24 protein-coding genes and 1 tRNA gene are annotated in these 24,070 nt (G+C 46.1%); 8 read left to right on the forward strand and 17 right to left on the reverse strand.

The window, feature by feature from the left end; all coding sequences use genetic code 11:
• Positions 1 to 130 precede the first annotated feature (130 nt).
• The 9 genes from H9626_RS13845 to H9626_RS13885 all read right to left on the reverse strand — a co-directional run bounded on the left by H9626_RS13845 (position 131) and on the right by H9626_RS13885 (position 8,470).
• Positions 131 to 2,146: a KUP/HAK/KT family potassium transporter gene (locus H9626_RS13845; RefSeq protein WP_191710855.1), complete on the reverse strand. Its 2,016-nt coding sequence runs from the start codon at positions 2,144 to 2,146 to the stop codon at positions 131 to 133.
• A 230-nt stretch (positions 2,147 to 2,376) separates the two neighbouring features.
• Positions 2,377 to 3,108 carry a hypothetical protein gene (locus H9626_RS13850; protein WP_071148004.1) on the reverse strand — a complete coding sequence of 244 codons (732 nt, stop codon included), beginning with the start codon at positions 3,106 to 3,108 and terminating at the stop codon, positions 2,377 to 2,379.
• Between the two features lie 6 nt (positions 3,109 to 3,114).
• Entirely contained in the window at positions 3,115 to 4,041 is a 927-nt protein-coding gene (locus H9626_RS13855) for a relaxase/mobilization nuclease domain-containing protein (protein WP_071148005.1), read from the reverse strand.
• Positions 4,007 to 4,390 (reverse strand): MobC family plasmid mobilization relaxosome protein, encoded by a 384-nt coding sequence (locus tag H9626_RS13860; protein WP_022456182.1) that lies wholly within the window; start codon positions 4,388 to 4,390, stop codon positions 4,007 to 4,009. The genes H9626_RS13855 and H9626_RS13860 overlap by 35 nt, the downstream gene beginning before the upstream one ends.
• Before the next feature lie 156 nt (positions 4,391 to 4,546).
• A complete protein-coding gene (locus tag H9626_RS13865) occupies positions 4,547 to 5,476 on the reverse strand; it encodes a toprim domain-containing protein (protein WP_191710856.1) in 930 nt (309 codons plus the stop codon).
• 162 nt (positions 5,477 to 5,638) lie between these two features.
• Entirely contained in the window at positions 5,639 to 6,712 is a 1,074-nt protein-coding gene (locus tag H9626_RS13870) for an AAA family ATPase (RefSeq protein ID WP_191710857.1), read from the reverse strand.
• 5 nt (positions 6,713 to 6,717) lie between these two features.
• A complete protein-coding gene (locus H9626_RS13875; RefSeq protein WP_191710858.1) occupies positions 6,718 to 7,005 on the reverse strand; it encodes a helix-turn-helix domain-containing protein in 288 nt (95 codons plus the stop codon).
• Between the two features lie 232 nt (positions 7,006 to 7,237).
• Positions 7,238 to 8,146 carry a hypothetical protein gene (locus H9626_RS13880; protein WP_191710859.1) on the reverse strand — a complete coding sequence of 303 codons (909 nt, stop codon included), beginning with the start codon at positions 8,144 to 8,146 and terminating at the stop codon, positions 7,238 to 7,240.
• Positions 8,147 to 8,386: 240 nt separating this feature from the next.
• Positions 8,387 to 8,470, reverse strand: a tRNA-Leu gene (locus H9626_RS13885).
• Between the two features lie 323 nt (positions 8,471 to 8,793).
• On the opposite strand from H9626_RS13885, the gene topA reads away from it, so the two are divergent.
• The 6 genes from topA (at position 8,794) to H9626_RS13915 (ending at position 15,429) form a co-directional block, all read left to right on the forward strand.
• Entirely contained in the window at positions 8,794 to 11,145 is a 2,352-nt protein-coding gene (topA, locus tag H9626_RS13890) for a type I DNA topoisomerase (protein WP_178256243.1), read from the forward strand.
• On the forward strand, positions 11,142 to 11,666 hold the full coding sequence (locus tag H9626_RS13895) for a shikimate kinase (protein ID WP_178256244.1): 525 nt from the start codon (positions 11,142 to 11,144) through the stop codon (positions 11,664 to 11,666). Before topA ends, H9626_RS13895 begins: the two co-directional genes overlap by 4 nt.
• Positions 11,667 to 11,700: 34 nt before the next feature.
• Positions 11,701 to 13,593 carry a biosynthetic arginine decarboxylase gene (gene speA / locus H9626_RS13900; RefSeq protein ID WP_178256245.1) on the forward strand — a complete coding sequence of 631 codons (1,893 nt, stop codon included), beginning with the start codon at positions 11,701 to 11,703 and terminating at the stop codon, positions 13,591 to 13,593.
• Positions 13,594 to 13,611: 18 nt separating this feature from the next.
• Positions 13,612 to 14,382, forward strand: coding sequence for an acetylglutamate kinase (gene argB / locus H9626_RS13905; protein WP_191710860.1), 771 nt, complete (start codon positions 13,612 to 13,614; stop codon positions 14,380 to 14,382).
• Between the two features lie 65 nt (positions 14,383 to 14,447).
• Positions 14,448 to 14,957 carry a GFO_1088 family ECF-type sigma factor gene (locus H9626_RS13910; protein ID WP_178256247.1) on the forward strand — a complete coding sequence of 170 codons (510 nt, stop codon included), beginning with the start codon at positions 14,448 to 14,450 and terminating at the stop codon, positions 14,955 to 14,957.
• Positions 14,947 to 15,429: a PG0215 family putative anti-sigma factor gene (locus H9626_RS13915; protein WP_191710861.1), complete on the forward strand. Its 483-nt coding sequence runs from the start codon at positions 14,947 to 14,949 to the stop codon at positions 15,427 to 15,429. The genes H9626_RS13910 and H9626_RS13915 overlap by 11 nt, the downstream gene beginning before the upstream one ends.
• Positions 15,430 to 15,586: 157 nt before the next feature.
• Here H9626_RS13915 and H9626_RS13920 read toward each other — a convergent pair whose 3' ends face one another.
• The 5 genes from H9626_RS13920 to H9626_RS13940 form a co-directional block, all read right to left on the reverse strand.
• Positions 15,587 to 15,910: a DUF4491 family protein gene (locus H9626_RS13920; protein WP_178256249.1), complete on the reverse strand. Its 324-nt coding sequence runs from the start codon at positions 15,908 to 15,910 to the stop codon at positions 15,587 to 15,589.
• Positions 15,907 to 16,377 carry an Lrp/AsnC family transcriptional regulator gene (locus H9626_RS13925; RefSeq protein WP_178256250.1) on the reverse strand — a complete coding sequence of 157 codons (471 nt, stop codon included), beginning with the start codon at positions 16,375 to 16,377 and terminating at the stop codon, positions 15,907 to 15,909. Before H9626_RS13925 ends, H9626_RS13920 begins: the two co-directional genes overlap by 4 nt.
• 119 nt (positions 16,378 to 16,496) lie before the next feature.
• Positions 16,497 to 16,904: a hypothetical protein gene (locus H9626_RS13930; RefSeq protein ID WP_191710862.1), complete on the reverse strand. Its 408-nt coding sequence runs from the start codon at positions 16,902 to 16,904 to the stop codon at positions 16,497 to 16,499.
• 7 nt (positions 16,905 to 16,911) lie between these two features.
• The gene (locus H9626_RS13935; protein WP_191710909.1) at positions 16,912 to 17,496 is read right to left on the reverse strand and encodes a non-canonical purine NTP diphosphatase; all 585 of its coding nucleotides are present in this window, start codon (positions 17,494 to 17,496) and stop codon (positions 16,912 to 16,914) included.
• Between the two features lie 62 nt (positions 17,497 to 17,558).
• Entirely contained in the window at positions 17,559 to 17,801 is a 243-nt protein-coding gene (locus H9626_RS13940) for a helix-turn-helix domain-containing protein (RefSeq protein WP_178256252.1), read from the reverse strand.
• 489 nt (positions 17,802 to 18,290) lie between these two features.
• On the opposite strand from H9626_RS13940, the gene H9626_RS13945 reads away from it, so the two are divergent.
• Both H9626_RS13945 and H9626_RS13950 read left to right on the forward strand, forming a co-directional pair.
• Entirely contained in the window at positions 18,291 to 19,589 is a 1,299-nt protein-coding gene (locus H9626_RS13945) for a TonB-dependent receptor (protein WP_191710863.1), read from the forward strand.
• On the forward strand, positions 19,556 to 20,578 hold the full coding sequence (locus tag H9626_RS13950) for an outer membrane beta-barrel family protein (RefSeq protein ID WP_191710864.1): 1,023 nt from the start codon (positions 19,556 to 19,558) through the stop codon (positions 20,576 to 20,578). The genes H9626_RS13945 and H9626_RS13950 overlap by 34 nt, the downstream gene beginning before the upstream one ends.
• 101 nt (positions 20,579 to 20,679) lie before the next feature.
• On the opposite strand, the gene H9626_RS13955 is transcribed toward H9626_RS13950, so the two are convergent.
• From H9626_RS13955 to ftsA, 3 genes are read right to left on the reverse strand one after another with little or no spacing between them, the layout of a single operon-like run.
• A complete protein-coding gene (locus tag H9626_RS13955) occupies positions 20,680 to 21,129 on the reverse strand; it encodes a GatB/YqeY domain-containing protein (protein WP_191710865.1) in 450 nt (149 codons plus the stop codon).
• 27 nt (positions 21,130 to 21,156) lie between these two features.
• Positions 21,157 to 22,458: a cell division protein FtsZ gene (ftsZ, locus tag H9626_RS13960; RefSeq protein ID WP_178257305.1), complete on the reverse strand. Its 1,302-nt coding sequence runs from the start codon at positions 22,456 to 22,458 to the stop codon at positions 21,157 to 21,159.
• A 36-nt stretch (positions 22,459 to 22,494) separates the two neighbouring features.
• Positions 22,495 to 24,066: a cell division protein FtsA gene (gene ftsA / locus H9626_RS13965; protein WP_191710866.1), complete on the reverse strand. Its 1,572-nt coding sequence runs from the start codon at positions 24,064 to 24,066 to the stop codon at positions 22,495 to 22,497.
• Positions 24,067 to 24,070 lie beyond the last annotated feature (4 nt).

Here is a 24,070-nt window from a genome sequence, read left to right on the forward strand (position 1 = left end):
GGAAAGCCATTCTTTCTCTTTTCGCCAGCACGTTTATTACTGCCAACAAGAATAGGTTTAGGTTAGTTTGGATGTATATACAAAAGACAGAACTAAACCGTAAATGCAGACGATAATTATAGCAAGTCACTTATGATACATTCTGTTCTTCCAAGACTATATTAGCATCATTATCGCATTTTTCAGGCTTAATCCGCTCTATACGACGAATATGTTTTGCCCTATTAGCTATAATTAACGGTACACGCTCGACAACAACAACCGATGTGTCAAGCCCCAACGCACTCGGTTCTCCAATGCCTATCTTTCTAATTAAGGCATAAAGGCTCATCAGCAAATTTTGTCGGCGGTTACGGGAATCTTCAGGATAATATATCCGGTGGATAATAATAAAGCGAAAATCACCCGGTATGCCATTCTTATGCAATGAAGGATAAGAGCTTGTTAGTTCTACTTCACCATCCGCAACAAGGTCATCAACTACTTGTCGTAAATAAAGGCTCACGCGCGGTTCTATACGAAAACCTATACGCATGGTTATACTAAACAATGTCCCTTTTATTAATGTGGAACAATTATATTCAAGTGTGTCTGGTGTATCCACAAATTCAAGGTTAATAAGCCAATAATGATCTGCCCGTTTAGGCTGCTTATTAATTATGGAATACAACAATTTATCGTCCACACAACCTTCTTTGTGTGCATGATTCACATAGACAAGATTAGAAGCATATTTGGATATGCTTTCGTCCGCCTTAATATCAGAAATAATGTTGTAGTATTCACTTAACCGTTTGGAAGACATATGTTTTCGACGAATTTTGTTGGCACTTACCCATACAAACATGATAAAACATAATAATCCACCTATTAACAGCGTAAACCAACCTCCGACCATAAATTTGGACAGGTTTGCAGCAAGGAAAATACCTTCAATAACACAATATCCGCCGACAAACAGTATTGATAGAATGCGTGGAATGTTATGCATATGCAAATAGAATCCCAACAACAATGTTGTCATCAACATTGTAATAGTTATGGCAAGTCCATAAGCGGCTTCCATGTGGGTGGAATCTCGAAACAACAATATAGTAAATATTACTCCAATATACATTACAAGGTTTACCATTGGAATAAATGACTGACCTTTTACGTTGGTAGGGTGCTTAATACGCATACGAGGCCAGAAATTCAAGTTCATAGCTTCACTCAATATGGAAAATGAACCGCTTATTAGAGCTTGGCTCGCAACAATAGCTGCCCCGGTAGCCATTGCTATGGAAAACAACAGTATTTCTTGTGGCATGATTGAATAAAATGGGTTCACTGTACCTTCTGCACTTTCCGGATGATGCAATACCCACGCTCCTTGCCCCAAATAATTTAGAATAAGCATCACCTTTACAAATATCCAACTGACCGTAATATTTCGTCTGCCACAGTGCCCTAAATCAGAGTATAAGGCTTCTGCACCAGTGGTACACAAGAAAACGGCACCCAATATCAGAAACCAGTGGGGGGATTCCACTAATAACCGTATGGCATAGTAAGGATTGAATGCCTTGAATACTTGAGGATAGGAAGTCAGACTGATAGCTCCGGCGATTCCAAGAAGCAGGAACCAAAGTAGCATAAATATGCCAAATGACCGTCCTATATTTTCTGTACCAAAACGCTGAACGAAAAATATAATGGTAATAATGGTCAGTGTAATAGGAATCACAGGCAGATGCGGACTGATACTTTCAAGTCCTTCTATGGCAGTTGTGACCGTAATGGCTGGAGTGATAATACCATCAGCAAGCAAAGTGCTCGCACCGATAATGGCAATGATGTAAATCCACCTTCTTCTGTGGCGGCGTAAAAGGGCATAAAGCGCAAGTATGCCACCCTCCCCGTTATTGTCGGCACGGAGAGCCACCAGCACATATTTCACCGTAGTCTGAAGAGTAAGCGTCCATATGATACAAGACAATGCGCCTAAAACATAATTTTCATCAAGAGCTTCTCCAGTATGAATGATGGCTTTCATAACATAGAGTGGCGATGTTCCAATGTCACCAAAAACAATACCCAATGTGATGAGTAACCCGGCAAATCCAAGTTTATGTTGAATATTGCCTTCTTTTGATAGGTTTGCCATAAAAAGTAGTTTTTTGTTCTACATATATTTGTTTTCCTTTCAAGCGGCGCAAATATAAAATAAAATCTTAACAATAAGATTTCACTTTTCTTTTTTCGTGAAAAATATCATATAAACCTTGACGATGGTCAAGGCTTGTCTAAAAAAAATAGTCTGTTTGAATTACGTATAACTATTAAACTCAAAAGCCGAAGTTATGGGACTTATCCTTCACCTCGGCTTTTTGCTATTTACTGATTTCCTAACCTATCAGCTTCCTTTTTCAACTGCTCAGCCTGCTCATTAAGCAGCTTTGCCCGTTCCAAGGCTTCCGCCTGCCTGCGGCAACGTTCCTCAAAATCTAGTACCGAATCCGTCAGGTTGCGGATAAAACGCTCGTCCCGCTGCCACTTGAACTTATTCTCCAGTCTTTCAAGGGTATTGCCGTCCGCTTGTCCCTGCATCAGCAGATAACGGTATTTCATGTCGTTGTCCTGCAACTGCCCCATCCGTTCAGCCAGACGGACATTCAGGAACAGGGACGTGGCACAGACAATCAGACCTGCCGAAAAGAGGAATAGCTTCGGGCGTACCAAAGAAGTTACTTTGTTGTAAATCCGCCGATGAAACGGTACGGGTTTGGCTTCTTCTTTTTCTGCCATGCGCTCATCATGGTACCGCTTCATTGTTTCCAGCATTTCCTTGAGACAGCCGAAAGTGGCTACTACATAATTCTTGACCTCCCCGAAAGATTGCCGTTGTTCCTGTCCTGATTTCCGCAGTTCGGCAAGCCGGGTCAGGATGTCTTGCAACTCTTTTTCGGGAACCGCCGGGTTCCTGCGTAACTCAGACAATGCCCGTTCTATAGCCTCCAGTCGGGAAAGGGTTTCCTCGCGTCCGGCTGGCGTCACCTGCGCTTCCTGCTTCTCCTTCAGTTCCGTGACCATGGAGAGAAGCCCCTCTAAAATCAAATTTTCTTCCATATCCGTTTACAGTTTAAGTTGTCTTTTCTTTTTCTTCTTCTTTTTTCTCAGACTCCAGTCAATTTCTTCGTCCGATGGAGCAGACGGCGAAACATCGAACAAGCTGAACAAGCCGCCCATTGAAGGGCTGTCGTTCCTTTGCGGTGTTTGCTCAGGCTCCAAAATAGGTGCGGAAACTATCTGCTGGCTATTTTCTACGGTATCCATTCCTGCGTTCCCGAAATGCTTATCCAGTTTGGAGAAGCTGAAATTGCGGTCTATTTCCGAACCTTTGAACGTATAGGCACCTTTGGTGAAGGAGATGCCCTGCACCTCGTCTGTACGCCCTTTATACTTGAAGCGGATGCCGATGCCCTTTTCTGCCAGCCGCTCCTGTAACTGCCGCCAACTTTTGGACTTGCCGATTTCATTCCTCACAGCCGTGTAAATCTCGTATTTCGACTTGTCCGGCTCTTTCAGGCGATGCCGCTTAACCAGTTCCTTGCCTTTGGCGAAGTATAGCCCGTGCTTGGCTTTCAGCTTCTTGCACACCTGCTCGTTGCGGTACATGTCGTTCCTGTCCGAGATGGTCTTGCCGTTGTTGTCTATGCGATTGAACACGATATGCACATGCGGATGCTCCCTGTCTTGGTGGCGCACGATGATGTACTGCGTATCGGTGATTTTCATCTCGCGCATATACTCTTGCGCAAGTTGTATCATCTTCTCGTCCGTCAGCTTGGGCGCATCGTTTACCGAATAGCTCAGCGCGATATGTCCGACTGGCTTGCCCAGACGGGGATTCATGGAGGCTTGTGCGCAGAAGCAGCGGATGATGTCCTGCCTGCTTTCCGCCAGTACTCCGTCTGCATGGAGCAAGACCGCCTGCTGCTTGCCCAGCACGTAGTCCACACAGCCCTTAAACCCGCTTCCTTTCCTTATTTTTCCAATCATCCGACAAATGGCTTATGATTTCCACTATCCTGTTCTTAAGTTTCACCAGTTCGACCGCCACTTTCGCAAAGCCTCCGGCATTTGCCCGGTGCGCCAGCTGGTTGATGTTGTTCGCTTCGCCTGCCAGTTTGCGGAGGATGTCCGTATCCTGCCTGTTCAGCCGGGGCGTTATCTCTGCCGACACGACAGCCTGCCGCACATACTCGCTGACACGCAGCCCGGCTTCTGATGCCCGCTTCCTAACGGCGTAATACTGCAACTCGGTCAGCTTCGTGCTGACCACACGTCTTTGCTTGTCTATCCGGTTCTTTGCCGGACGACCGCCTGATTTGTTCCTTGTATCTGTCATACATTTTTGTCTTTGGAAGTTGTCTTGAAAATTGCGACCGACGGGAGCGGTTTCCTTTGCGGGGAGCAAAGCAAGGCGGTTTCGGTCTACCGAAACATAACCTTGCTTCCCCTAAGAAACGTCTGCCCGTTGCTCACAGTGTCTATCTCCGCCGGGTTAGATTCCCCTGCCTTTCTTCTGCCTTAGCAGCAGTTTCTGTCCGTTTTTCTGTTCCTGCTTCCTGCCGCACAGGTAATCGTTCAGGTCGGAATATTCCCGGTAATTGTGCGAGAAATCCCGTACCCGATAGGAGTATTCCGCTGTGATGGCTTGCGTTGCCCGGATGCCTGCCCCGTCATTGTCGAGCAGGCAGTGGATGCGTTCATACTGCCCCAATGCGTCAATGGCTTTCTGTACATTGGCGGTGGAGTTGAGTATGACGTAATCCTGCCTGTCAAGGTTGGGCATGACAGGGCAGTTCTTTGTCCTTAGCGTGAGGAATGAAAGATAATCCATGAAGCCTTCGAACACCAGGCACTTCTCCCTCGGTTCGCCCTGTTGCTGGATATGGGTGATGTCTTTCGGGGCGATGCAGCCTTTGAAAAAGGAGTTGCGCACCTCGTAGCCGCCAGCCACATTCGGGAAACCGATGGCGAAGTAGGGCTTGCCGTCATGAGTGAAACGCAGTTCCCTGCATTCTCTTTTTGCCAGTGTAAGGTCAATGCCACGCCCCTGCAAGTAACGGAGCAATGCCGGATGGGTGAGGTCACGGACTTCCAAATGTTGAAAACTCGGTGCCGACCTTTGCTGCCGAAAAGAAAAACTGACCGGGCGGACATGCTGTGCCTGTTCTGCTATCCGGTTTAAGAGGTACGGCAGATGGTCGGAACAGTAAAGTTCCTGTGCCAGTGCGATGATGTTGCCGCCTTTGCCAGCCCCGAAGTCATACCATTGTTCCCGTTCTGTGTTTACTTTAAAGGATGCTTCATGTTCCTCCCTCAGTGGCGATTTGTACCATAGATTCGCTCCCTGCTGCTTGACGGGTGAATATCCCAGACTGTGCAGGTAATCGGTGATGGGTATTTTCTTTGCTTCTTCAATGTTCATAATGCAAACTTTTTAGTGGATGATGAATAATTGGGAAGTGTACCAGTCCGGTTTAGACCTTCATATATACGCCCGTACTGTACCGGACTTGATTGCCGGGAGTGACGGGAAACAGGAAGTCTGTTCCCCTTATATATATGTCCGAACTAAACCAAACCTGTTTTAGTAGTGAAAATCGGGATTGTAACGGTATCCCTTTCCTTCCTTTACAATCATACGCTTGTTCACGAGGAACGTGTTCAATGCCACGAGGACATTGCGTCCCCGCTCGTAGCCGATGCTTGCATAGCCCTGCTTCAACGCCTGTATGACGTTGGAATAGCCCTGCACGGTGCGCTTGCCGAAACCGTTTTCCAACGCCGTGCGGTGCTGCTGTTCAGTCAGTTCCGTAAGCGGGAAACTTTTTTCCTGCTTGGGCTGCTGGAATACATAGCCGTCCACGACTTCGGGCAATGCGCTGTCGTTGATGCGGAAGGCGAAAGGCTCGAAGTCCCGGTCGCGTATATGTGCCGCCTTTACCTCGCTGATGTTCCCGTCCTGCGTGCTCTTGGTTATTTGCAGGACGGTTTCCGCCTTGTTGTTCAGTTCCGTGCCGATATGTCCCCTCGTATTGTCATCCCCCTTGTTCAGATGCAGCACGGTATGAATGTGCAGGTTGTATCCGCTTGACCAGCGCATGAGCAGGTTAATCAGGTCGGTCGATTCGCTGGGGCTGTTGATGTCATACATCAGGTCACGGATGCCGTCAATGATGAGCAGCCCCACTTCGGGCATGTTCTCCAGCATATACTCGATAATCCGCTTCCGCATGTCAGGGGTCTGTTCCCTGAGCACGATGAAAACAAAGTCGTCCCTGTCCTGGTCGGTCGGCAGTCCGGCAAGCCGCAGGATGCGTTCCATCACCTTGTGGCAATGGTACCTGCTCTGTTCGGTGTCCACATAAAGGATTTTCCGTTTGTCCGGAGGCAGGCACGCCGAATAGTGCAGCACCTCGTCATTGGTCAGTGCCGCTGCAACGATGGCGGAGATGTTGAACGTCTTCTTGCTTTTCGCCTTGCCTGTGGAGGCGCTGAAGTTGCCCAGCGTCCCGATGGTGGAGCCGTTTACCCAAAGGATTTCAGGCGGCACATCGTAAGTGTCCGTCACTTTCAGGCGGATGCTTTTCCAAAGGGCAGCAAATTCTTCCTTATTCATGATGGTGTCCCCTTTAGCCTCCGTGCTTTTCTTGTTTTCCATGGGCTTTACTTCTTTAAGGAACGGTTGAGAACATACTTCTGCGCTTCCTGCTCTATCTGCGTTTTGGTCTTTACCGGATTCTGGCGGAGCCATGCTTCCAGTTCGGACTTCTCAAAATAAAGCATCTTCCCCTGCGGCTTGTAATGGGGAATCAGATTGCCCGAAGTCAGCTTGTAAAGGTAACTTTTGGACAGGTTGAGGAATGTGCTCGCTTCATCAAAGCTAAGCACGTTCTTGGTTAGGAACAACATTCTTTCGAGTTCTTCCACTCGCATTTCCAAAGTTTTTTCCATATTGCTTGAAACTTTTTGGTGAAACAATATGAAGGTGCGCACCCTCGTTTTATTTTTGATGGAGCAAAAATCGGCATCCTCCAAAACATCAACACATAAGTTACGGGTAACTCACGTGAAATATTTCTGTTTTGACCTATGCCGACATGCCGCATCGTTTTGTTAACGGGGGCAAAGTTAAAGGCTTGGAAATGAAGTCTAATTGAGCTTTGTTTGACCGCTCAGACTATGCTCAACCTTTTTGCAGTTGCTTGATGTATTTGTCTATGATTTCGTATCCTTTCGGGTAGATGCACTTCACGTTGTCTGTCGCGCTCGACAAGTCGCTGCGTGTGAGGTATTTGTCTTTTATCTTGGCAAGTACCAGCTTGTTGTTGGCTATGACGGACTGCCACTCATAAGCGATATAGTTGTAGTAGCTAAGCTGCATCATCAGATAAGCCAGCAAGCGGTTGTTGTTGGACTTCAATACCCCGTTCAGTTTGCAGGCGAAGAAGTCCGAAAGGATTTTCGGGGTGATTGTCGTGGTGAATATGTGCGCTTCGTTGATACATTCGACCAACAGTTTGATTTGTTGCGTTGTAAGGACTGATTTGAATGGATTGGATTTCCCGACTATCTTGGTCGGCTCAGGCTGTGCCTTCTCTTCTTCTTTTGGCTGTTCTTCTGATTTCTCATCCAAAGGAACAGAGGCATGACTGGCGTCCTCCGATTGTTGGAGGTATTCCAGATATTGGGTCTGCATGACAAGGCGCACAATGGAAGAAAAGAACGGAAGCTGCTCATCATAGCAAGTGGAAGATTGCAGGTATTTGTCCATATCAAAAGAAGAACATTGGAACGAAATATATTTTTTCCGCTCGTCAAAAGAGAGATTCTCGAAGAAACCGCTTTCCCAAAGGAAGTCCGGCATCAGTATGTCAAAACGTATATTGTGCAGGGCACGGTTCTTTTGGCATAGGGATACAAGGTTCTCGGTCACGTTGAAAATTTCTTGCCGGATGTAGTCATTCATTTGCGCTTCCGTCAGGTATTCACGCTTTAAGGCAAGCGCATTAGTTTTCATCCCGTATTCATGGGCAACACATTTATCAAGTAACTGCTGTATCTTTTTGAAGTTGGTTTCTCTGAAATCTTCCATATACGTTGTGCATTAAAATCGGTTTGGGTTACAAAGATAAGTGATGGATACCGTTTTCAAAGCAAACAAAAGCAGGAGAAAGGAAGAAATATGCAGCATCTTTGTTAATAAAGCATAAATATAAGGTTGCTAAAACGGCGAAAGTACTCTTTCTTTTTCTTTTCGTCAGGAAGTACACTTTTAGTACGCCCGATAAAAAGAAAAACCCTTGATAATCATTTGATTATCAAGGGTTTGAAGTACCCAGACCCGGGGTCGAACCGGGATGGATGTTACTCCACTGGTGTTTGAGACCAGCGCGTCTACCGATTCCGCCATCTGGGCAACTGTTTCGCTTAATTGCGGTGCAAAGGTAAGTCATTTTTCCGATACTCACAAATTTTGGAAAACTTTTTCTCTTTTAAAGCCTGAGAAAATTCTATTCGAAAAGAGGTTGAGTTCTCCGAATAGAACAGGTGAGTTTATCCGCATGAAATAAAAAAACAAAACGTTGTGTTTTTTCAAGGTTGTTCGAGGTCAGATTGACCGGTATATTATGACTGTTTGGCGGTAAAATTCAAACAAATTTTAAGAAAGAGCAGAAATATAAGGTATGTTTCTGCTTTTTTTATACATTTGCCACAAATTAAAGGGAATACATTAATATTATGCAAAATAATCTTGTAATAGTCGAATCTCCGGCAAAGGCAAAAACTATTGAAAAGTTTTTAGGCGAAGGCTATAAAGTGCTTTCGAGCTACGGGCATATACGCGACTTGAAAAAATCTGATCTCAGCGTAGATATTAAAAACCATTTTGAACCGCTTTACGAAATACCGGCGGACAAAGAAGCGATTGTGAAAAAACTGAAGGCTGAAGCAGATAAAGCGGATATGGTTTGGTTGGCTTCCGATGAAGACCGCGAGGGAGAAGCTATATCATGGCATTTGTATGAAGTTCTCGGACTGACTCCGGAGAAAACCAAACGTATTGTATTCCACGAAATTACTCCGAATGCGATCAAATATGCAATCAAGCATCCGCGCGAAATAAACATTGATTTGGTTAATGCGCAGCAGGCGCGGCGCGTGCTCGACCGTATCGTGGGGTTTGAATTGTCGCCCGTGTTGTGGAGAAAAATCAAACCGGCTTTATCTGCCGGACGTGTGCAGTCGGTTGCCGTACGTTTAATCGTAGAACGAGAGCGAGAGGTACATGCTTTCGTCAGCGAACCGTCATACCGCGTAACGGCTGTATTTACCAATGCAGAAGGGGCTGAAATAAAAACGGAATTAAATCAGCGTTTTAAGACTAAAGAAGAAGCGCAACAGTTTCTTGACAGTTGTAAAAATGCTCAATTTACGATAGAAGATATTGTTACCCGACCGATAAAGAAATCTCCGGCACCGCCGTTTACCACCTCTACCCTCCAGCAAGAGGCTGCGCGTAAATTGGGATTTACGGTGGCACAAACCATGTCTATTGCCCAGCGTTTGTACGAAAACGGATTGATTACGTACATGCGTACCGACTCTGTAAATCTTTCAGAGCTGGCGTTAGACTCCAGCCGCACGACCATACTGGAGCTGATGGGAGAGAAATATGTACACACCCGGCAGTTTGCTACGAAGACCAAAGGGGCACAGGAAGCTCACGAGGCAATCCGACCCACTTATATGTCGAACGAAACCATCGAAGGCACATGGCAGGAAGTGTATCTATATAATTTGATATGGAAGCGTACGTTGGCTTCACAAATGTCGGATGCCGAGTTGGAAAAAACAACGGCTACGATTTCTATCAGCGGACAGACAAACAAATTTACGGCTACGGGTGAAATCGTTATCTTCGACGGTTTCTTGCGTGTATATAAAGAATCGTACGATGAAGACAGTGAACAGGAGGACGAAAGCCGTCTGCTTCCTCATATAGAAATAGGAGAAATGCTGACACGGAAAGACATTACGGCTACTCAGCGTTTTTCTCAGCCCCCCTCACGCTATACCGAGGCCAGCTTGGTTCGCAAGTTAGAGGAATTAGGCATCGGGCGTCCGTCTACTTACGCGCCCACCATCTCTACGATACAAAACCGCGATTATGTAGTAAAAGGAAGCCGCGAAGGAGTGCAGCGTTCTTACGAGGTACTGCAACTCACCGGCGACAATATAACGGAAACAACACGCACCGAGGTTACCGGAAGCGAAAAGAACAAACTGATGCCTACCGATGTGGGTATCGTAGTCAACGACTTTCTGATGGAATACTTCCCGATGATTATGGATTATAATTTCACGGCGAAAGTAGAGAAAGAGTTCGATGAAGTTGCCGAAGGTGAATGTACTTGGACCAACATGATGGAACATTTCTATGATGATTTCCATCCGCTGGTTACTGATACGAAAGAAGCAAATACCAGTAAGGCGAAAGGCGAACGCATTTTAGGGACAGACCCTGTAAGCGGGCGACAAGTGTCGGTTAAGATAGGACGTTTCGGGCCCGTGGTTCAGGTAGGAGCTGTGGGAGAAGATGAAAAACCGCGTTTTGCTCCGCTGAGAAAGGAATTTTCGATGGAGACCATTACGCTGGAAGAGGCGCTCGACTTGTTTAAACTTCCGCGTACATTGGGCGAATGGGAAGGAAAACCCATCAGCGTAGGTATCGGCAAGTTTGGACCGTACATCCGTTACGACAATAAATTTGCTTCCATCCCGAAAGATGTTGACCCGATGAGCGTTACATTGGAAGAGGCTCAAGAACTGATTCAGAAGAAAATCGAGATGGATGCTAAAAAGGTAATCCATGAATTTGCAGATTATCCTGACCTGAAGGTATTGAACGGACGTTTCGGCCCTTATATCAGTTATCAAAAAGCTAATTACAAGATACCGGCCGAATTCGATGCCAACAACTTGGATGCGGAGGCTTGCCTGAAGTTAATCGAACTGCAAAAAAGCAAAGAAGAAATCCGTAAACCCAAAGCTGTGGCAAAAGCGACGAAGGCAACAAAGAAGAAAAAATGAAACGTATCTTTTTAATCGGTTATATGGGTTCGGGCAAAACTACGTTGGGAAAAGCATACGCCCGCGAGAACGAATTGGCTTTCATCGATTTGGATTGGTACATTGAAGAACGTATGCATCAATCTATCAGTGATTTGTTCGCCAAACAAGGTGAAGCCGGTTTCCGGGAACTGGAACGGAAAATGCTTCACGAAGCAGGTGAATTTGAGGATACGGTGATAGCTTGCGGAGGAGGAACTCCCTGTTTTTTCGATAACATGGAGTATATGAATGCTGCCGGCGACACGGTGTTCTTGGATGTGCATCCCGATGTCTTGTTCCGCCGACTGAAAGTCGCAAAAGCCAAACGCCCGCTGTTGGCAAACAAAACCGACGAAGAACTGATGGATACAATTATTTCTACTTTGAAAAGACGTTTGCCTTTTTATGAACAGGCGCACTTTCGCTTTAACGGCGAGAAATTGGAAAATCGGGAGCAGATAAGCGAATCTGTCCGCCGACTGAAAGAGTTGTTATCGTAAATCCAAATATTAATTTGAATTTTTATGTTGTGAAATGAGAAAATGGCGTATTGAAGATTCTGAAGAACTCTACAACATTACGGGGTGGGGTGTTTCGTACTTTGGTATTAATGACAAAGGTCATGTAGTAGTAACTCCGCGTAAAGACGGCGTAGCTGTCGACCTGAAAGAACTGGTCGATGAACTGCAATTAAGAGACGTGACAGCTCCTATGCTGGTACGTTTCCCGGACATTTTGGACAATCGAATCGAAAAAATATCGAACTGTTTTGATTTGGCTGCCAAAGAATATGGCTATGGAGGCGAAAACTTTATCATTTATCCGATTAAGGTGAACCAAATGCAGCCCGTAGTAGAAGAGATAATCAGCCACGGAAAAAAATTTAATCTGGGACTGGAAGCAGGGTCGAAACCGGAACTTCATGCAGTCATAGCGATTAATACCGACTCTGATTCGCTGATTATCTGCAACGGATATAAGGATGAAAGTTACATTGAGCTTGCTTTACTGGCTCAGAAGATGGGAAAGCGTATTTTCCTTGTGGTAGAAAAGCTGAACGAACTCCGTCTGATTGCCAAGATGGCAAAACAGTTGAATGTCCGCCCCAATATCGGTATCCGTATCAAGCTGGCTTCATCGGGCAGCGGAAAATGGGAAGAGAGCGGTGGAGACGCAAGCAAGTTCGGACTGACATCGAGTGAACTGCTCGAAGCGCTTGATTTCTTGGAAAAGAAAGAAATGCGGGATTGCTTGAAGTTGATTCATTTCCATATCGGCAGTCAGGTAACCAAAATACGTCGCATCAAAACGGCTTTGCGCGAGGCATCTCAATTTTACGTGCAACTTTATCAGTTGGGCTTCCCTGTTGAGTTTGTCGACATTGGCGGAGGTTTGGGTGTGGATTATGACGGTACACGCTCGTCGTACAGCGAAAGCAGCGTAAACTATTCCATCCAAGAATATGTCAACGACTCCATCTCTATCATGGTAGACGCAAGCAACAAGAATAACATTCCGCATCCGAATATTATTACTGAAAGCGGACGTTCGCTTACGGCACACCACTCGGTACTGATATTCGAGGTGCTTGAAACGGCTTCCCTGCCTGAGATGGACGAGGACTTTGAAGTGAGTCCGGATGCCCACGAATTGGTACAGGAGCTTTATCAAATCTGGGACAACCTGAACCAAAGCCGTATGCTGGAAGCATGGCATGACGCACAGCAGATTCGCGAAGAGTCGTTGGATTTGTTCAGCCACGGAATTGTAGACCTCAAGACACGTGCTCAAATCGAACGGATGTATTGGTCGGTTACGCGGGAAATCAATCAGATTGCATCCGGATTAAAACATGCACCCGATGAGTTCCGTAATTTAGACAAGCTGTTAGCTGACAAATATTTCTGTAATTTCTCGCTCTTCCAGTCGCTGCCGGATTCATGGGCTATTGACCAAATATTCCCCATTATGCCGATACAGCGTTTAGACGAGCGTCCCGACCGTACAGCCACCTTGCAGGATATAACTTGCGACTCGGACGGAAAGATTGCAAACTTCGTTTCTACCCGAAACGTATCTCACGACCTTCCGGTACATACCATCAAGGCAAAAGAGTCTTACTATATCGGTGTATTCCTTGTTGGGGCTTATCAGGAAATATTGGGAGATATGCACAACCTGTTTGGCGATACCAATGCCGTTCACGTCAGCGTAAACGAAAAAGGCTATACCATCGATCAAGTCATCGACGGAGAAACAGTTGCCGAGGTATTGGATTACGTACAATATAATCCCAAGAAGTTAGTGCGCACACTGGAAACATGGGTTACGAAGTCGGTGAAAGAAGGCAAAATCTCTTTGGAAGAAGGAAAAGAGTTCTTGGCCAATTACCGTTCGGGACTTTACGGATATACTTATTTGGAATAATCTGCTAATGTAAAGCACATGGAGAAACTGACTATAATAAAAGTAGGCGGAAAAATAGTGGAAGAAGCAGATACGCTTAACCAACTGTTAGACAACTTTTCCGCTCTGCCGGGTTACAAGCTGCTTGTACACGGCGGAGGACGTTCGGCTACCAAGCTGGCTGCCCAATTAGGCATAGAGAGCCAAATGGTAAACGGTCGCCGTATCACCGATGCCGAAACCTTAAAGGTAGTAACGATGGTTTATGGCGGACTGGTCAATAAAAACATCGTTGCCGGATTGCAGGCTAAGGGAGTAAATGCCATCGGACTGACGGGTGCCGACTTAAATGTTATCCGTTCGGTAAAACGCCCGGTAAAGGATGTGGATTATGGTTTTGTGGGAGATGTGGAAGCAGTAAACGGCGAAATGCTTGCTTCGCTGATTCATCAGAACATTGTTCCGGTGATGGCGCCGCTCACTCACGACGGTAAAGGCAATATGCTTAACACCAACGCAGATACCATTGCAGGCGAAACAGCCAAAGCCCTTGCCAAGCTGTTCGATGTTACATTGGTTTATTGCTTCGAAAAGAAAGGCGTATTGCGCGATGCCGATGATGACGACAGCGTAATCCCAGTCATTACCCCCGAACTGTTCCGGCAATACGTAGTAGAGGGTGTGATACAAGGCGGAATGATTCCGAAATTAGAAAACTCTTTTTCTGCCGTCGAAGCAGGCGTCAGCCGGGTTATAATCACCTTAGCTTCAGCCATTAATCAGGATGCAGGTACGGTAATCAAAAAATAATTCAAAAAAAATCGACGGGTGAGTGTAACATTTCTGCTACTCACCCGTCATTATTATAGAAAGCGATGGAAGAAATCAGTTTCCGAAACGATATACTCCCCCTGAAAGATAAACTCTTCAGGCTGGCGCTTCGCATTACGTTAAATCGTGCCGAGGCGGAAGATATTGTACAGGATACGCTGATTAGGGTGTGGAACAAGCGCGACGAATGGCAGACATTGGAATCGGTAGAAGCCTACTGTCTGACCGTAACACGTAATCTCGCCATCGACCGCAGCCAGAGAAAGGAAGCGCAGAATATGGAACTTACTCCCGAAACGCAGGAGTTGACCGACGGCGTTACCCCTGACAGGCAAATGGAGCGGGACGAGCAACTGCACTTGATTCATCGTTTGGTTAACGAACTCCCTGAAAAGCAGCGCACGATATTCCAACTGCGCGATATTGAAGGGAAAAGTTACAAAGAGATTGCCGAAATAATGGGCTTGACGGAAGAGCAAGTGAAAGTAAATCTTTTCCGGGCAAGACAGCGAATTAGATTAAAATATAACGAAATTGATGCGTATGGACTATAAATATATCGAACAACTGATAGAACGGTACTGGGACTGTGAAACCTCGGCAGAGGAGGAACAGATTCTGCGCATGTTCTTCAGCCAGACGGAAATACCGGCCCATCTGCTGCGTTACAAATCTTTGTTTGCCTACCAGAAGAGTGAACAGGAGATAGGATTAGGCAGCGACTTTGACAAGCGCATCTTGGAAGAAATAGAACGGCCCACGGTAAAGGCTCGCCGCCTGACGTTGCAAACACGTTTCATGCCGCTGTTCAAGGCTGCCGCTGTAATCGCATTGATATTCAGTGTAGGCGGAGTGATGAAACATTCGCTCTCAGACGGCAATGGCGCGGGAGTCATTTACGTTCACGACCAGTTTGAACGCCGTTCTACCGATCCGCAGGTAGCATACGAAGGCGATTCGGTAAAGTCGCCGTTGGAAAAGGTTACCGAACAACCTCCCGTAGTGGGAAGAAACCATAAACAATGAACATTTTCATTTGCTTTTATATATAGTTAGTACTTTCTTAAAACAAACACACGAAGCTGCGAAGTTTCAATTCTCTCAAATTAAAATTACTAACTCAATACAAGAAAGGGTTACCGCGTGATGCGGCAACCCTTTTTGTTTATTGCAATACAGGACTTTACTCTTTATCATATTCGCTCTTCCGTTTCGGATTCATCGGGAACCATCCTTTTTTTACCCGTTCGCGTTGTTCGAACAGCTCTTTGATGGTCCAGAATGAGGAAAACGAGAATACACCCAGCAGTGAGGAAAACACAAGGTTATGAACCATTACCGAACCAATGATGCCTGCCACCCCCAGTAACAAGAACAGCCACCAGCATCGTGTGCCCCAGTAATATTCCGCTTTCACCACCACCGGATGAAACAGCCCGATAATGAGGAACGTACAAATTCCCACTACGATGCCGCCTATGTGATAATCAGCCATCCACTCCGTCATTCGTCTTCTCCTTTACGGATAGGGATTTCCTTCTTGATGCTCTGCTCTAAAGAAATCAAGGTTTCGGTAGCCGTTACGCCGGGAATTTCCTGAATTTTCGAGTTCAGCAAATCCATCAGATGTTCGTTGTCGGTAGAATATAGTTTGGTCAGCATGGTGTACGGACCCGTTGTGAAGTGACATTCCACGATTTCAGGGATTTTCTTCAGTTCGGCTACCACGCTTTTATACATCGAGCCTCTTTCCAATTTGATACCTACATAAGTACACGTGCTGTATCCCAAGCTCTTAGGATTCACATGATAGCCTGAGCCGATGATGACTCCCAAATCAATCAGGCGCTGAACACGCTGGTGGATGGCTGCACGCGAAACTCCGCATTCGGCAGCCACATCCTTAAACGGAATACGGGCGTTCTGCGAAATGATTTCCAGAATCTGCCTGTCAAGTTTGTCAATTTTTTCCATAAACTAAAATTGTCTTGTTACATATCATTTTGTAAGCAAATGTAGAAAAACTTTTTTATTATTCTGATATTTTGCCGTAAAAAACGTATTTTTTCATGGAAAAAGAATAAACATTTCGCTTATTGGTCTGTCTGCTTCCGTATATCCGATATTTTTCTTCGTCTTTCAAAAGAAAAAGTATCGCTGTGGGCATCTAAATATTCTAACAAGGCGAGTGACTTTCGGAAAAACATTTTCCGCTCCGTTTCTTCCGTTTTTATAGTTCCGTGATAATATATCAGGTCGGCAAGCATCTCCACACGGGAGAGAAATTCTTGCGGATTATAGGTTTCACGCAGGAAATTCAGAATCTCGTCTGCGCTCCGTCCGTAGAAAAACGTGTCCGGTTTGCCGAAGTAAGCGGTGTACATCTGTCCGAACTCTGCCTGAATCGTTGCGGGTTCTTTTTCGTTGCGCGACTCGATGAGCTTTTCCAATGCTTCGAAAAACTGGCGTATGAGGCGCATGATATAATCTCTCTCTAACATACTGTGTTTACTGATTATTCAGATACTTGCACAGTTGCTCCACGGCACGTGCGCGGTGGCTGATTTTGTTTTTTTCTTCATTGCCCATTTCGGCAAACGTTTCGGTATATCCTTCGGGAACGAATATAGGGTCATAGCCGAAGCCTGAATCTCCGCGTTTTTCTTCGATGATGCTGCCCTTTACGATGCCTTCAAACAAATGTTTTTCTCCGCCTTCAATCAGGCAGATGGCGGTGCGGAAACGGGCGTTTCGGTTGGCAATGCCCTTCAGTTCGGCAAGCAGTTTCTTCATGTTGGCTTCCGAATCGTGTCCCTCGCCTCCGGCGTAACGGGCGGAATACACACCCGGCGCTCCGTTAAGCGCCTCTACTTCCAGTCCGGTGTCGTCGGCAAAACAGTCCAGTCCGTAATGCCGATAAATATATTCGGCTTTCAGTGCGGCATTCCCCTCCAACGTATCTGCCGTTTCGGGAATGTCGGCATCACACCGGATGTCTTTCAGGCTCAGAACCTCTACTTTGCTGCCCAAAATGGCACGGATTTCGTCCAACTTGTGGGCATTGTTTGTTGCAAAAACCAATTTCTTCATGATGTATATCCTTTGTTTTTGCAAAGGTAAAGAAAACAAAGGATAATCGAAAGCCGATGTTTCGGTTATGCGTGGCAAAGCGTGGTCTGCAATACCGAAAAGAAATCTTCGCCATCATAATAATACGTCTGCCGGTAACGGTCGTATGCCACGTCTACTTTCAGGTCGTAGCGGAAGTAGCTCAGATATTTTCCCAACTGCGACCGCGAGAGTCCTACTTTTTCGGCAAACTCTTCCGGTGTTCCCGTACCCTGCCGGTAAATCAGGTTATGGATAAGACAAAGTTTATCAAAAGATATACATCGCATAATGGTAGTTTTTCGTTGTTTCTAAAATGTAATGTAAATTGTGTTCTTAAGGTTAAAATCGGTTTATTTATCCCCGTTTTACCATTTAATTGTTGCAAAAGTAGAAATAGAATTGATAATATACAAAAGACCGACATAGATAATAGAAAAATTTAAACGACAGGCTCTTAATTCTTTTATTCCATACATTTTTCATATCCGGCCGACAAATTTATCAAAATGTCCCGAATAAGTTTATAACCCGGCAGAGCGAGTTATACGACTCGGCAGGGTGGGTTATATAACCCCGCATGGTGAGTTATACAACCCCGCAAGATGGGTTATAGAAATCATGCAGTGAAACAGTTAAACCAATCCTTATCCGTTCTAATCTTTATCCATACGGGCGTAAATTATTAAACCAATATCCTACGAACGGATTGGAAGGGTTTACATTTGTTCCTGAAAAAACAAACGAGATATGAAAATCACAGACTGATTCTGATAGCAATGTTGTTTATAACCTCTTATCCGCTTTATTCGCAAACGGTAAGAGGAAAGATAGTAGATGCGGATAACCAGCCGCTTCCGTATGCCAACGTAGTATTACTGTCATTACCGGATTCTGCATTTGTTACCGGAACGGTGAGCGATGAGCAGGGAGTGTTCTCTTTGCCAGCCCATAAAGGCGACCAACTTCTTCGTTTTTCTTCCATCGGCTACGCCACGGCGTATAAGCCGTGTGAGGTTCCGGATTTGGGCATCATCCGATTAGAGTCTGATGCGCAACTGTTGGGCGAAGTGGTGGTAAAAGCCGAACTTCCCGTTACGCGAGTAAAAGACAACGCACTCATAACCCGCGTAACGGGAAGTCTGCTAAGCCGTGTGGGTACGGGCAGCGATGTCATCCGCCGGATTCCGGGACTGAGCATGGACGGAAATAAAAACATTGAGGTGTTCGGTAAAGGCACTCCGCTGATATACATCAACGGACGCAAGGTACGCGACAATGCGGAACTCGAACAACTCAGTTCGGGAGAGATAGAAAGCGTAGAGCTAATCACCAACCCCGGTGCAGAATACGATGCGGAAGTAAAAGCCGTATTGAAGATAAAAACCGTGAAACCCGTGGGCGAAGGTTTGGGCGGATACGTATACGCAGACGGCGGATATGCCGAAGCTTGGAATCTGTCGGAACAGGTAAAACTGAATTACCGGAAAGGCGGATTTGATGTTTTCGGTTCGGTGATGCACACCGACGAGGCAAACAAGCAGCACGAAAGTTTGACCCAAACCATGCACGGCGACCATCTGTGGTACCTTTCGGACGAGGCGGACATCGAAGGACGATACAAAGGGCTTTCAGCCCAAGCGGGCATGAATTTGCAGTTTGGCGAACATCATTCTGCCGGCGTGATGTATGAGCTGAAGCGTATGCCGTACCTCACTTCCGGAACAATGGACCAAACCTACGACGTAACGCGCGACGGGGAGAACTACGACCGGATGAACTCGCAAATGGATGCTTATAAACACGCTACGACCCACAAACTGAATGCTTATTATACGGGAAAACTTTTCGACAAGCTCTCGCTGGATTTTAATTTTGATTACCTGTACGGAAAGAATTACAGCAAACAGGTGTCTGACGAGAATAGCACGACGGAAGCCGACCGCACCGTTACGAGCATAGGCACGGCAGACTATCACCTGTATGCTGCCAAGCTGGTGCTTGCTTATCCGTTGGGGAAAGGAAATCTCCGTTTCGGCGCAGAGTGGAACCGCACCAACCATACGATACGTATGTAAACCCGGAGAACATCGTAGCCGACTCGGATACACGGTCGGAGGAAAACAAAGCGGCGGTATTCGCAGAATATGGTATCGCGTGGGGCAAGACATCGCTGAACGCGGGAGTGCGTTACGAACATACGGCGTACGATTATTTCATCGGCGGAGTACGTGCCGACGATGAGTGCCGTACGTACGACAATGTGTTCCCTACTCTCTCGCTTTCGTTTCCTATCAAACACGTATCTTCATCATTGAGCTATACCATGAAGACCCTGCGCCCCACCTATACACAATTAGACGGAAGCGTGCAGTACAGCAACCGCTACATGTACAGGAAAGGCAATCCGCTACTAAGCCCTCAACAGATGCACGATGTTACATGGATGTTGGGATACCGCTTCTTGAACGTATCACTGGCATACCAATACATCAAAGACTATATCGATTCGGAACGCTCGCTTTACAACCAAGAGGGTTCCACCTCGCTGCAAACCTACGTGAACTTCAAAAAGAACCAGCAGTTAAGCTTGTTGGTTTCCCTCTCGCCCGTAGTCGGATGCTGGCATCCCGTAGCCTCTGCATACGTCTGTCAACCATTCTTTGAAACGCAAGTATTCGGAAAGACTCAAAAACACAATAACCCGATGGCAACATTCACCCTGAACAATGATTTCGTCTTACCGAAAGACTTCGTACTGACGCTGAACATGGACTTCACCACGGCGGGTAACATAGGTATCATACAACGCTGTAACTACGGAACACTGAATGCCGGCATCCGCAAAGACCTTCTCAACAAACGCCTGACCCTTAATCTGCAAGGCATGGACCTGTTAGACACATTCCATCAGAAAGGTGTACAATACAGCCCGCTGATAGTAAACACGTATGAGGATACCTACAATTTCCGCCAAGTAAAACTTACGGTAACCTATCGCTTTAACATGACAAAGAGCAAGTATAAGGGAACGGGAGCGGCAAACGAAGAAATACGTCGGTTGTAAAACATATATCGTTTGGGATGAAATCTTACGAAAAGGGCTGCATCCACGAGTGATGCAGCCCTCTCTTCCTCTTTTTATGAAGACAAAAAATTAGATAAATATCAAGCAAGCAGCTCTTTTACTTTGGCTGAGATGGCGCGACCTTCCGCCAGTCCGGCAAGTTCCTTAGAAGCCACACCCATTACTTTGCCCATGTCTTTTCCGCTGGTAGCTCCTACGCGGGCAATGATTTCTTTCAGTTTCACTTCAAGTTCTTCGGCAGACAACTGTTTCGGCAGGTAAGTCTCGATGACACGCACCTGAGCCATTTCCTCTTCGGCAAGGTCGGCACGTCCCTGACCTTCGTACACGGCAGCCGAATCTTTACCTTGTTTTACCAATTTCTGCATGATTTTCAGTGCAGCCTCATCGGTCAGCGTATCGTTTGCACCCGGAGCTGTTTTAGCTTCGAGGAAAAACTTCTTTACGTTACGCAAGGTTTCAAGACGAACCTTGTCTTTGGCTTTCATAGCCTCTTTGATATCGTTGCTGATTTGTTCAAATAAATCCATAGTCTTTTTGTATTTAGCTGTTATTCGTTAAAATGTAATCGTCATTGAGTCGGCGCTTCCGTTCTCACCCTTGTGGATAGAAATTTCTTCCGCCGTAGCTTTGGTCTGAATGGCTTCCAGTTCCGATTTGGTCCGCTTATAGGTAGGAGTGGTTTCCACCATGCTGATGATATCGTCGTTATTCAGGTCGTCCGGACTGAAGATGTACGAGTGACGGCGGCGCGGTTTCCGGTTGTTCCGATGGATACTGTCACCGTAATACTGCGAGCGGCGTTCGTCGTTCTTCTGTTCTTTCTCCTCCTGTTCTTCCAAACGTTTCTGTTCTTCGGCAGTAATGCGTACTTCCATTCCCGGAACAGCCTTGATGCCGAATCCGGTAGCCAAGATGGTGAATTTCACCTTCCGCTCCAGCGAATCGTCGATATACAATCCCCACTTGGTTTCTACGTCGGAACTGAAACGAGTCATAAACTCATGTACTTCGTTCATTTCCTCCATCATCAACTCGTTGTTGCTTGCGCTGTATGAGATATTGAAAAGAATCTTCTTCGAGTTGAAGATATCGTTATTATTCAGCAGCGGAGAGTGAAGCGCATCGTTGATAGCCTGCGTTACTCGTCCTTCGCCTTCACCGTAACCGGTACTCATGATAGCCACACCACCGTCTTTCAGTACCGTCTTCACATCGTTGAAGTCGAGGTTGATATTACCACGTACGGTAATGATTTCGGCAATGCTCTTGGCGGCAACCGACAAGGTATCGTCTGCCTTACCGAAGGCGTTCAGCACACTGATGTCTGAATACACATCGCGCAAGCGTTCGTTATTGATAACCAGCAGGGCATCGACGTGCTTGCTCATCTCTTCCACGCCGTCCAGTGCTTGGTCGATTTTCTTGTTTCCTTCGAATAAGAACGGAATGGTAACGATACCCACGGTAAGAATGCCCATTTCCTTTGCGGTTTTGGCGATGATAGGTGCGGCTCCGGTACCGGTTCCTCCACCCATTCCTGCCGTGATGAACACCATTTTACATCCGTCGTTCAGCATATCTTTAATGCTTTCGATACTCTCTTGAGCCGCTGCACGTGCACGTTCCGGACGGTTACCCGCTCCCAATCCTTCATGTCCCAACTGGAGCTTGATGGGGACGGGCGATTCGTCGAGCGCTTGGTTATCGGTATTACAAATCACAAACGTTACGTCGTGTATACCTTCACGGTACATGTGGTTGACGGCATTTCCACCGCCTCCGCCTACACCGATTACTTTGATGATATGGGGTGCGTCTTTCGGAAAATTGAAAGGCATGTTAATTTCGTCAGACATAATGTATTATTTATTTTTATGCGGTGAATACTTGTTTTATTTCTTGGTTGAATCGTCATCCCAAATCTCTCTCAACATTTTCTCTCTAAAGCGACTGAACCATTTGTTCTCCTTTTTATCGGCTTTGATGCTTTCTTCCATTTGGTCGATTTCCGCCATCTTTTCCGAAATTCTCATTGCACGAGCCAAGTCCACTTGTTCGAGCGCCTCTTTATATGATTTTTCTTTTTTTAGGCGTGCAGCTTCCGACAAGTATTTGTTACACTCATCCAAGCGTTTCTGCGCACGTTCTTTCTCTTGCTGCTCTTTCTGTTGCAAAAGTAGCTTCTGACGTGCTTCATCCGCGCGTCTTTTGTTTTCTTCTTCCGCCTTTCGTATCTGTTCTTGCAACAGTTCTTCTTTTTTCTTATCCTCCTCCTGCTGGTCGAACATGTTAATCTGCTTATGCGGATCTACCTTACAGCAGTTGTCTTTTCCCGCTGCCAGCAATCCTACAAGCGTATTCTGCGTACCGTCTTCGCGCAAAGCGATTCCTCCGCTTACGGCAATTTGTCCGCTCCGTGCGATGCGGATTTTGTCAATCTTGGTAGTGCGTCTGAAAGCCTTCTCGATGTCTGGCAGGTTCGAGCCGCCTCCGGTGAGGATGATTCCCGCCATCAGCTTGTCGTTGTAGGTAGAAAGTTTTATCTGATTCCACACATTGTCGATAATTTCTGTCACACGGGCTTCGATGATATCGTCTAACACACTGGCACGGATGCTGTATTTGCCTTCTACCGTATATTCTTGGTCAACGTCTTCCTCTTCGCTATCGGCAGCCTCGATACAGGCTTTTCCGTAGTGCAACTTCAGTTGCTCGGCATCTTCTTCTTCGATTTGCTGACTGCAAATATCCTTTGTTATGTTGCTGCTGCCCAAAGGTATTACGGCAAGATGGCGCAATATTTTATTCTTGTATACAGAAACCGTGGTGGTGTCTGCCCCTAAGTCGACCAGCGCACAGCCCGAACGGATTTCGTTTTCATTCAGTACCGCATTGGCAGTAACCAATGGCGAGAGCAGGTAATCGGCTATTTCATAACCTGCCAAGTGGAAGCACTGTTTGATGTTACTTTTCAGCGTATGTCTGCCAATGATATTCAGGTAACGTCCTTCGATGAAGTTGGTAGAAACTCCTACCGGTTCAGTCAGCAGGCTGTTGCCCACTTTATATTCTTGTACCTCTACCGCGAGGATTTCCTGATCAATCAGCGGCACTTCTTTATTGCTTTGCATCAGGCTGTCTACCAATGCTTGCGAAATTTTGGTTTCTTCGCCTAATTGCTTTGATACCGTGTTCCGAATGCTTCTGACGGATTGTCCGCCTACCCCTACATACACTTTCTTGATTGAAGCCTGAAGCTGTTTCTCCAGTTCTTTGATAACCGAAGTAAGGCTCTGCGTCGTTTTATCCAGATTATAGATTGCTCCTTTTTTGATACAGTCTGAAGAATGTTCGGCGGCATACGCAAGAACCTGTATGCTCCCGTCGGCATTCTTCTTTCCTGCAATGCCGGTAATCTCAGTAGATCCCAGTTCGATTGCTGCTATAAACTCCGTTGCTGCCATATCT

The sequence above is a fragment of the Phocaeicola faecium genome, assembly GCF_014837055.1.
GTDB lineage: Bacteria > Bacteroidota > Bacteroidia > Bacteroidales > Bacteroidaceae > Phocaeicola > Phocaeicola gallinarum.

Excerpts from the sequence above, each read along its gene's own strand:
- H9626_RS13845 (WP_191710855.1), bottom strand. The coding sequence starts at position 2,146 with ATGGCAAACCTATCAAAAGAAGGCAATATTCAACATAAACTTGGATTT.
- H9626_RS13850 (WP_071148004.1), bottom strand. The coding sequence starts at position 3,108 with ATGGAAGAAAATTTGATTTTAGAGGGGCTTCTCTCCATGGTCACGGAA.
- H9626_RS13855 (WP_071148005.1), bottom strand. The coding sequence starts at position 4,041 with ATGATTGGAAAAATAAGGAAAGGAAGCGGGTTTAAGGGCTGTGTGGAC.
- H9626_RS13860 (WP_022456182.1), bottom strand. The coding sequence starts at position 4,390 with ATGACAGATACAAGGAACAAATCAGGCGGTCGTCCGGCAAAGAACCGG.
- H9626_RS13865 (WP_191710856.1), bottom strand. The coding sequence starts at position 5,476 with ATGAACATTGAAGAAGCAAAGAAAATACCCATCACCGATTACCTGCAC.
- H9626_RS13870 (WP_191710857.1), bottom strand. The coding sequence starts at position 6,712 with ATGGAAAACAAGAAAAGCACGGAGGCTAAAGGGGACACCATCATGAAT.
- H9626_RS13875 (WP_191710858.1), bottom strand. The coding sequence starts at position 7,005 with ATGGAAAAAACTTTGGAAATGCGAGTGGAAGAACTCGAAAGAATGTTG.
- H9626_RS13880 (WP_191710859.1), bottom strand. The coding sequence starts at position 8,146 with ATGGAAGATTTCAGAGAAACCAACTTCAAAAAGATACAGCAGTTACTT.
- topA (WP_178256243.1), top strand. The coding sequence starts at position 8,794 with ATGCAAAATAATCTTGTAATAGTCGAATCTCCGGCAAAGGCAAAAACT.
- H9626_RS13895 (WP_178256244.1), top strand. The coding sequence starts at position 11,142 with ATGAAACGTATCTTTTTAATCGGTTATATGGGTTCGGGCAAAACTACG.
- speA (WP_178256245.1), top strand. The coding sequence starts at position 11,701 with ATGAGAAAATGGCGTATTGAAGATTCTGAAGAACTCTACAACATTACG.
- argB (WP_191710860.1), top strand. The coding sequence starts at position 13,612 with ATGGAGAAACTGACTATAATAAAAGTAGGCGGAAAAATAGTGGAAGAA.
- H9626_RS13910 (WP_178256247.1), top strand. The coding sequence starts at position 14,448 with ATGGAAGAAATCAGTTTCCGAAACGATATACTCCCCCTGAAAGATAAA.
- H9626_RS13915 (WP_191710861.1), top strand. The coding sequence starts at position 14,947 with ATGGACTATAAATATATCGAACAACTGATAGAACGGTACTGGGACTGT.
- H9626_RS13920 (WP_178256249.1), bottom strand. The coding sequence starts at position 15,910 with ATGACGGAGTGGATGGCTGATTATCACATAGGCGGCATCGTAGTGGGA.
- H9626_RS13925 (WP_178256250.1), bottom strand. The coding sequence starts at position 16,377 with ATGGAAAAAATTGACAAACTTGACAGGCAGATTCTGGAAATCATTTCG.
- H9626_RS13930 (WP_191710862.1), bottom strand. The coding sequence starts at position 16,904 with ATGTTAGAGAGAGATTATATCATGCGCCTCATACGCCAGTTTTTCGAA.
- H9626_RS13940 (WP_178256252.1), bottom strand. The coding sequence starts at position 17,801 with ATGCGATGTATATCTTTTGATAAACTTTGTCTTATCCATAACCTGATT.
- H9626_RS13945 (WP_191710863.1), top strand. The coding sequence starts at position 18,291 with ATGTTGTTTATAACCTCTTATCCGCTTTATTCGCAAACGGTAAGAGGA.
- H9626_RS13955 (WP_191710865.1), bottom strand. The coding sequence starts at position 21,129 with ATGGATTTATTTGAACAAATCAGCAACGATATCAAAGAGGCTATGAAA.
- ftsZ (WP_178257305.1), bottom strand. The coding sequence starts at position 22,458 with ATGTCTGACGAAATTAACATGCCTTTCAATTTTCCGAAAGACGCACCC.
- ftsA (WP_191710866.1), bottom strand. The coding sequence starts at position 24,066 with ATGGCAGCAACGGAGTTTATAGCAGCAATCGAACTGGGATCTACTGAG.